Origin of the sequence: Arsenophonus sp. ENCA (genome assembly GCF_002287155.1) — a bacterium.
Lineage (GTDB): Bacteria > Pseudomonadota > Gammaproteobacteria > Enterobacterales > Enterobacteriaceae > Arsenophonus > Arsenophonus nilaparvatae.
Genome location: NZ_NHNG01000008.1, coordinates 1 through 6,355 on the forward strand (window position 1 = coordinate 1; position 6,355 = coordinate 6,355).

The window sequence follows — 6,355 nt, forward strand, 5'->3', positions numbered from 1 at the left end:
CTTTAGGGCGGAAACATCTACTTTTTAACCATCGGCTAACCGTGTCATGAGATAAAGGCGATGGGCTGACTTCTGATAACGCCAAACTAGAGTATCTTACACTGCTTACTTGCAAGAATATTTTATAGATATCTTTAATGCATGGATAACCGGACAAAATATGAACATCCTGATTTTTTCTTGTTTTTAAATTTATACTTCTTTTTTAGAGACTGCGAAACTCGTGGACGTCTTTATTGATGGGACAGAGCGACCTGTCCAAAAGCCTAAGAATCTGCGTCGGCGAAAAAAAATGTATTCGGGAAAGAAAAGACAGACCACTCGAAAAGGGCTTATTATGACTGACGAAACAAGGCAAATTGGATTTATCCCCATGAGCAAAAATGGGCGCCGTCACGATAAACGCTTACTCGATAAAGTCGATATAATTCGCCATATTCCTCCTGAGGTAACCATCTGGGCAGATACCGGTTTTCAAGGTATAGATAAACAGCATCCTAATACACAAATCCCAAAAAAAGGAACTCGAAAAAGACCTTTATCGCCTGAACAAAAACAAGAAAATAAAATAATCTCGGGCATCCGTATTACAGTTGAACACGCCATCGCGGGTATCAAGCGCCTCGGTTGCATGACCCAAATTTTACGGAATCGTAGACCCTTTATTGATGATACCTTCTTACTCCTTAGCGCAGGTCTTTGGAATTTCCATCTCAGAACAGCGTAAAATTTACTTCAATCACCGAAACACCCTTATTTCACTATTAAGCAACACGCTTACTGCATGATGCGTTCACGAGTTTCGCACAGGCATATAAAATTCTAAAAATGGCTTAAAAGCAATGATTAATCTGCAAGTTACTAAAAAACATAAATTTTCTTAAATTACAATAAGTTGTATTTGATTTATAAGGTTTTGACTATTTATATATCATGCTGAATTAAACTTAAAAATAGAGCGTTTTTTTATTGGTGCGAAACTCGTGGTATAGTAAAACGACTTAATTTTGATCACATATAAACAGAAAATAAGGTATCAATATCACAACCTATTTCCCTTTTTTTTCGTTTAGCCTGTGCCCATTTATGTTCTATGGGATTAAGAGCGGGTGAATAAGGCGGTAAAACTTCAACCTGATGTCCCGCTTTTTCAATGGCTTGTAAAATATCCTCACGTTTGTGAAAACTAACATTATCCATAAAGAGCACCGATTTTTGTGGAAGGACAGGGATGAGGCATTGAGTAATCCATGAATAAAACACATTACTATTAATATTTCCGTCAAATAACGTTACCGTCAGTAATGTTGTTCCTAGGAGAGCGCCAATGGCGTTGGTTCGTCCGTTAGCTAACCAATCCTTACAACCATAACAAAGTTGGCCTTTCGGAGAATAACCATGATTGCGTGGAAGATCATAAGGAAATCCACTTTCATCAATGAAGACGAGAGGCTTTTCTTGTTCTTGATAAGTTTCTACTTTTTGACGAAACGATTTTCGTAAATTTTCATCTGCTTTAGGATGGCTGAATGTTTTTTTATAGGTAATCGCCAATTTTTTAAGGGCTTGCCAAATCGCTTTTTGACAAACGCCAAAGCGAACGGCTCGCTCCCTTTGATAAGCCTCCGGATATTGTCTAACATCTTTTTCTAATGCGAATTTATCACGCTTTCTACTACGGGAAGCGGCCGGTTTAGGTTCAATTTGCTTAATCCAGCGTGATACCGTTGCAGAACCTATACAAAAGCGCTTAGCGGTTTCTCTAAGACTTAAGCCTTTCTCTTTTTTAATCGCAAGGACTTTTCGTCGAAAATCTAATGAATAACTCATATTTATAATGCACTCAAAATTAAGTCGTTTTACTATACATGCATGATCTTGTTGAAGTAGAAGCACTAGGAGGAAAATTTCAATATTGGTTTAAGCCGGGGAAAGTGGGATGGAAACCGGTTGAAAATCCATTGGCAGTAACAGTAGGTCAATTCATTAAAGGGAAACAGTACCATCTTTCACATCCTGATGAGAGTCGCTACGGTAGAGATATCACTCTGCCGGTCGATGCCACTTTGCGGTTTACCGTGAAAGTCAACGAAACAATCTGGCACCCGAAAGTCGTTTGGACACAAAACTGCGCCGTGGACAAAGCGAATGCCGTCAAAGCCAAAGCGGGGTGCAGTCAAAACGGGGAAGCCCGTTATGTCGTTAAGGACGGCAAACGTTATCCTGTCACGCTCCCTTGCTGGCAAGAATCCGAGGAATGAGCGGTCTCTGAAATCGATGATAATACCTGTGGTCGTTGGGGGAAAGACCCCAATTGCAGTGAAGGGACACGCCAGTGTTTGCAGAAAATCGGCAATTTATGCGTCAAGGAATCGGTGAAATTCCAGTGTCAACAAACTACGCAGGGGGAAGGCTTTCTTTGTGGCGGTAAATTCTACTGCTTAGACGGCAAGTGTGCAGCCATTGCATCCGGTAAAAATAATGACTTTGGCGAAGAGGTATCACAGTTAGCGGCACTCGCGAAAGCCGGTAAAGACATCAGTGGTGAGGGTAAAAATATCAGTGCCTTTACCGGTAAACCAATGGCGTGTCGTAAAACGGCGATTGGTTTTAGCAATTGCTGTAAAAGCAGCGGTTGGGGCATGATATTGGCCTGGCCAGTTGTGACAGTGAAGAAAAAGCGATTGGGAAAGCCAAAGAAAAAGGCTTAGTGGTCGATGTGGGTGAATTTTGCGCCGAAGACGTGTTAGGCGTGTGTTTACGCAAAAAACACCGCTATTGCGTGTTTGACAGCAAACTCGCGCAGATTGTGCAAGCCCAAGGTCGGGGTGGTCAATTGGGCGTGGGATTTGGTAGCGCCAGGCATCCCGATTGTCGCGGACTGACGATTGATGAGTTGCAACGGGTAAGATTTGATACGCTCGATTTCACTGAGTTTTATGACGAACTCAATAGCAACACAACACTACCGGATAGCAAAAAGCTCACTGAACAAATCAGCCAGCAGATTAAAGACGAATTGCAGGGGCGACAACCATGAAGCACCTTTTGTTAAGTGGCTTGCTGTTATCGGCGGTGGTGACCGCAAAGCCGGACGATGGTTATCACTATTCACCCGCGGTCGGCTGGCATTGGTATAATGAACCGGTACCTCAAAAGGAAGCGCCGGAAGCACCGTCATCACCGCAAAAACCGCTGTCAGCGGTGGAAACCATGCAAAAAATCAAAGCCTTGGGCGATGAATTGCGCAATGCCGCGGTGCTCGACCCCAAATCACCGCAGAAAGTCGCGCGCTGGATAGCGTTTCAGAACTACTGGGCGGATAACGCCAGCCCGCTCTCAGCCATCTCTGGCAGAAGGTGCTATTACTGAAACCGGAACTCGATTACAACAACCGACATTCCCATTATAACGCCACCGCGACATTGTCTTACGCGAACGAGCGCAAAGCCCAAGCCAGCGCCATTAAAGCGGTTAATGAACGTTATGGGGTCTTTTTCTTCTATCGCGGCAAAGTGCCGTTGGATACCCAATTAGCGAAGGCGGTGCGGGAATTTGCCGAGCAATACCAGATGGCAGTGATGCCAATCAGCGTTGATGGCGTGATAAACCCCGAGTTACCTAACAGCCAGAAAGACCGAGGACAAGCGGCAAAAATGCAAATTCGCTATTTCCCCGCGCTTTTTTTGGCAGACCCAACAACCGGCAGCTACCATCCACTGGCGTATGGCTTTATCAGTCAGGATGATTTGGCTAAACGGCTGTTAAACCGTGTCACTGATTTTGCGCCGAGGGATTAACGATGAAATACATGCTCTCACTTCTGTTATTGATGCTGACATTACCGATTGCCGCCAGTACGCTCGATGAAATCGCCGCACTCGAAAAGCACAAGACGGCGGTAGGGCATGACCCAACGCAACACCGAATAGCGCCCAAAGCGAAGCCACAGACTTTGCGCTTATCGACCGGACAGACACTGAACATTACCCATTGGCAAATCGTGCATTTTATGAAATCCGATTGCCCGTTTTGCCAGCAGTTTAACCCGGTTCTCAGTAGCGTCGCCGAGCAACTTAATATGCCGGTTTTTGTCTACAGTTTTGACGGACTGGGCGATAGCACTTTTAGCAGTGTGCTGCCCGTAACCACTGAAGTCATTAGTGAGTGTTTCCCCGAATTACCGCAGGTGACCCCAACGGATTTTATTGTTAGCACGCAAACACTGGTCGCTATTCCCGTTTCGCAAGGCATGCGGAGCGCAGAAATGTTTGTTAACCGACTGGAACAGTCTTTTGGGCTTGCTGAAAAACTGGGGGTATTGCAATGAAAAACCGCAATCCATTAATCGCCCTCATGCTGTTTGGTGCCACAGCGCATGCGGGTATCACTGAAGATTTAAACAAATTCTTCCAGCAACTCGATAGCGGCAGTGGTGCAAATGTCACCCAAGCGGCGGCATGGCAGGGACAGGCAGCGGGTTATCTCACCGGTGGGTCGCTTTTTTTGCGTAATCCCGTCAGGCAAATCCAGCTTATCTCGGGCACCTTAACCGAAGTGAAATCCGGTTGTAGCGGCATTGATGCCTATCTAGGGTCATTTAGTTTTATTAACTCCGACCAGATAAAAGTGATGGCCAAACAGATTTTAAGTAATGGCGCGGGTTACGCTTTTGACCTAGCGTCAGAAACCGCACTGCCGCAAGTTAAGGCGGTCAAGGATTATCTGCAAAAGCTGGCAGCCGATATTAACAATATGAATATTTCGACCTGTCAGGCCGCCCAGGGTATTGTCGGGGGAGTGTGGCCAAAAACACAAGCGGCCACCCAGCATATTTGTCAGGACATCGCCGGTAATCACAGCGTTTTTGCTGATTGGGCAGCCTCCCGTCAAGGCTGTGGGGTGGGTAATGAAAGCAATAAAGTCTTTAACCAGCACGCCAATGAGGAAGAAAAAAAGCGGATACCGCGCAATCGTAACTTAACCTGGAGCGCGTTTGAAAAGATTAATCAATTTATCAGTGATGACAGGGAATTCAAGGAGTTAATGATGACGCTGGTCGGCACCGTGATTTACGGCAATCAGGGAGAGTTATCGATATTGCCAGGGCTTGGGGCAAGTGACAGTGTGATGAATGCGATTCTAAAGGGCGGCACAACGGAGGTTTATCGTTGTGACGATGTCACGCAATGCCTGAAGCCCATGAAAAGCAAAATCACAGTGACCGACAGCCATGGCATGATAGCACAAATCCAAACGTTGTTGTCAAGCTTGTTTAAAAAATCCACCACCGATGCGGTGCTAACGGACAAAGAGCGGGTCTTGATTGGCAGTACGCGCGTACAAATCCTGCGCTACGTGATTGACAGTGCCTCGTTAAGCCTCGATGAATCGATTGTCACTTCCATTGCCGAATACATCGCCAGCGATATGGTGGTGAGCTATATCGACGGCCTGATTGATTTGGTGGAAGTAGCAGGGGCAGTGAGCCTGAATACCGAAGAAGAAAACAAACAGTTTCAAAACAGCCTTAAAACCGTGCGCGAGAAAATCGCGCAGCGCTTAACCAAAATGCGCATTAATCAAAGTCATCTGCTGGAGCTTGAGCGCAATTTGCACTATTTGCGCCAGCAACTCTCATCAGGGTTGTCTGACCGGTTGATGAGCAACTATCAGTTTGGAGGGTAAATATGGTGTTAGATACCTGGTTTATCAGCGGCGGCGATATAGTGACCCAAACCTTAAATGCGGCGGCAGCCATGGTCAAGCACCGCACCTGGGGTGGGCTACTGTATCTGGCGGCAACGCTCGGTATTTTAACGTGCGTCATGACGTACGTGAAAACCCATGACTTAAAAGGGCTTTTTGCCTGGGGATTCACCTTCGTTTGTGTGACGGCATGCTTGCTTACACCGAAAGTCACGGTAGTAGTCAACGACCTGACAAGACCGGATAAAATCAATCGGGTGGATAATGTGCCAGTAGGATTAGCCACCCCACTTTGGTTGTTAATAGGTATCGGACATTCAGCGGCCATCTTTTATGATGATTTTTTTCATCTGCCAGAGCGTGTCGCCTACAGCAAAACCGGCTTGATGTTTGGCCAGAAATTGATGCAGGAATCATTAAGCGTGTTGCTTAATAGTGAAATAAGGGTATTTCGGTGATTGAAGTAAATTTTAGGCTGTTCTGAGATGGAAATTCCAAAGACCGGCACTAAGGAGTAAAAAGGTATCATCAATAAAGGGTCTACGATTCCGTAAAATTTGGGTCATACAACCGAAGCGCTTGATACCCGCGATGGCGTGTTCAACCGTAATACGGATGCCCGAGATTATTTTATTTTCTTGTTTTT

At 45.5% G+C, this 6,355-nt stretch carries 9 protein-coding genes and 1 pseudogene; 8 read left to right on the forward strand and 2 right to left on the reverse strand.

Annotation, left to right across the window (positions count from 1 at the left end; all coding sequences use genetic code 11):
- The first annotated feature begins 223 nt into the window (after positions 1-223).
- Positions 224-727 carry a transposase family protein gene (locus CBG25_RS00250; RefSeq protein ID WP_290603635.1) on the forward strand — a complete coding sequence of 168 codons (504 nt, stop codon included), beginning with the start codon at positions 224-226 and terminating at the stop codon, positions 725-727.
- Between the two features lie 284 nt (positions 728-1,011).
- Here the strand turns inward: CBG25_RS00250 and CBG25_RS00255 are convergent, their stop codons facing one another.
- Positions 1,012-1,830 carry an IS630 family transposase gene (locus CBG25_RS00255; protein WP_290603637.1) on the reverse strand — a complete coding sequence of 273 codons (819 nt, stop codon included), beginning with the start codon at positions 1,828-1,830 and terminating at the stop codon, positions 1,012-1,014.
- 38 nt (positions 1,831-1,868) lie between these two features.
- Here CBG25_RS00255 and CBG25_RS00260 point away from each other — a divergent pair, with 38 nt between their 5' ends.
- The 7 genes and pseudogenes from CBG25_RS00260 (at position 1,869) to CBG25_RS00290 (ending at position 6,167) form a co-directional block, all read left to right on the forward strand.
- Complete coding sequence (locus CBG25_RS00260; RefSeq protein ID WP_290603639.1) at positions 1,869-2,261, forward strand: hypothetical protein; 393 nt, start codon at positions 1,869-1,871, stop codon at positions 2,259-2,261.
- Between the two features lie 12 nt (positions 2,262-2,273).
- Positions 2,274-3,040 (forward strand): annotated as a pseudogene (locus CBG25_RS00265) (conjugal transfer protein TraN).
- Positions 3,037-3,372, forward strand: coding sequence for a conjugal transfer protein TraF (gene traF, locus CBG25_RS00270; RefSeq protein WP_290603641.1), 336 nt, complete (start codon positions 3,037-3,039; stop codon positions 3,370-3,372). Before CBG25_RS00265 ends, traF (CBG25_RS00270) begins: the two are co-directional and overlap by 4 nt.
- On the forward strand, positions 3,360-3,800 hold the full coding sequence (gene traF / locus CBG25_RS00275) for a conjugal transfer protein TraF (RefSeq protein ID WP_290603643.1): 441 nt from the start codon (positions 3,360-3,362) through the stop codon (positions 3,798-3,800). Before traF (CBG25_RS00270) ends, traF (CBG25_RS00275) begins: the two co-directional genes overlap by 13 nt.
- Before the next feature lie 2 nt (positions 3,801-3,802).
- Positions 3,803-4,330 (forward strand): conjugal transfer protein TraF, encoded by a 528-nt coding sequence (traF, locus tag CBG25_RS00280; RefSeq protein ID WP_290603645.1) that lies wholly within the window; start codon positions 3,803-3,805, stop codon positions 4,328-4,330.
- Positions 4,327-5,688 carry a conjugal transfer protein TraH gene (locus CBG25_RS00285; RefSeq protein WP_290603647.1) on the forward strand — a complete coding sequence of 454 codons (1,362 nt, stop codon included), beginning with the start codon at positions 4,327-4,329 and terminating at the stop codon, positions 5,686-5,688. The genes traF (CBG25_RS00280) and CBG25_RS00285 overlap by 4 nt, the downstream gene beginning before the upstream one ends.
- A 2-nt stretch (positions 5,689-5,690) precedes the next feature.
- Complete coding sequence (locus CBG25_RS00290) at positions 5,691-6,167, forward strand: conjugal transfer protein TraG N-terminal domain-containing protein (RefSeq protein ID WP_290603649.1); 477 nt, start codon at positions 5,691-5,693, stop codon at positions 6,165-6,167.
- Between the two features lie 12 nt (positions 6,168-6,179).
- Here CBG25_RS00290 and CBG25_RS21200 read toward each other — a convergent pair whose 3' ends face one another.
- On the reverse strand, positions 6,180-6,338 hold the full coding sequence (locus CBG25_RS21200) for a hypothetical protein (RefSeq protein WP_366212646.1): 159 nt from the start codon (positions 6,336-6,338) through the stop codon (positions 6,180-6,182).
- Positions 6,339-6,355 lie beyond the last annotated feature (17 nt).

Bases quoted from the DNA above. Each gene is read 5' to 3' on its own strand.
- CBG25_RS00255 (WP_290603637.1), bottom strand. From the start codon at position 1,830: ATGAGTTATTCATTAGATTTTCGACGAAAAGTCCTTGCGATTAAAAAA.
- CBG25_RS00260 (WP_290603639.1), top strand. From the start codon at position 1,869: ATGCATGATCTTGTTGAAGTAGAAGCACTAGGAGGAAAATTTCAATAT.
- traF (WP_290603641.1), top strand. From the start codon at position 3,037: ATGAAGCACCTTTTGTTAAGTGGCTTGCTGTTATCGGCGGTGGTGACC.
- traF (WP_290603645.1), top strand. From the start codon at position 3,803: ATGAAATACATGCTCTCACTTCTGTTATTGATGCTGACATTACCGATT.
- CBG25_RS00285 (WP_290603647.1), top strand. From the start codon at position 4,327: ATGAAAAACCGCAATCCATTAATCGCCCTCATGCTGTTTGGTGCCACA.
- CBG25_RS00290 (WP_290603649.1), top strand. From the start codon at position 5,691: ATGGTGTTAGATACCTGGTTTATCAGCGGCGGCGATATAGTGACCCAA.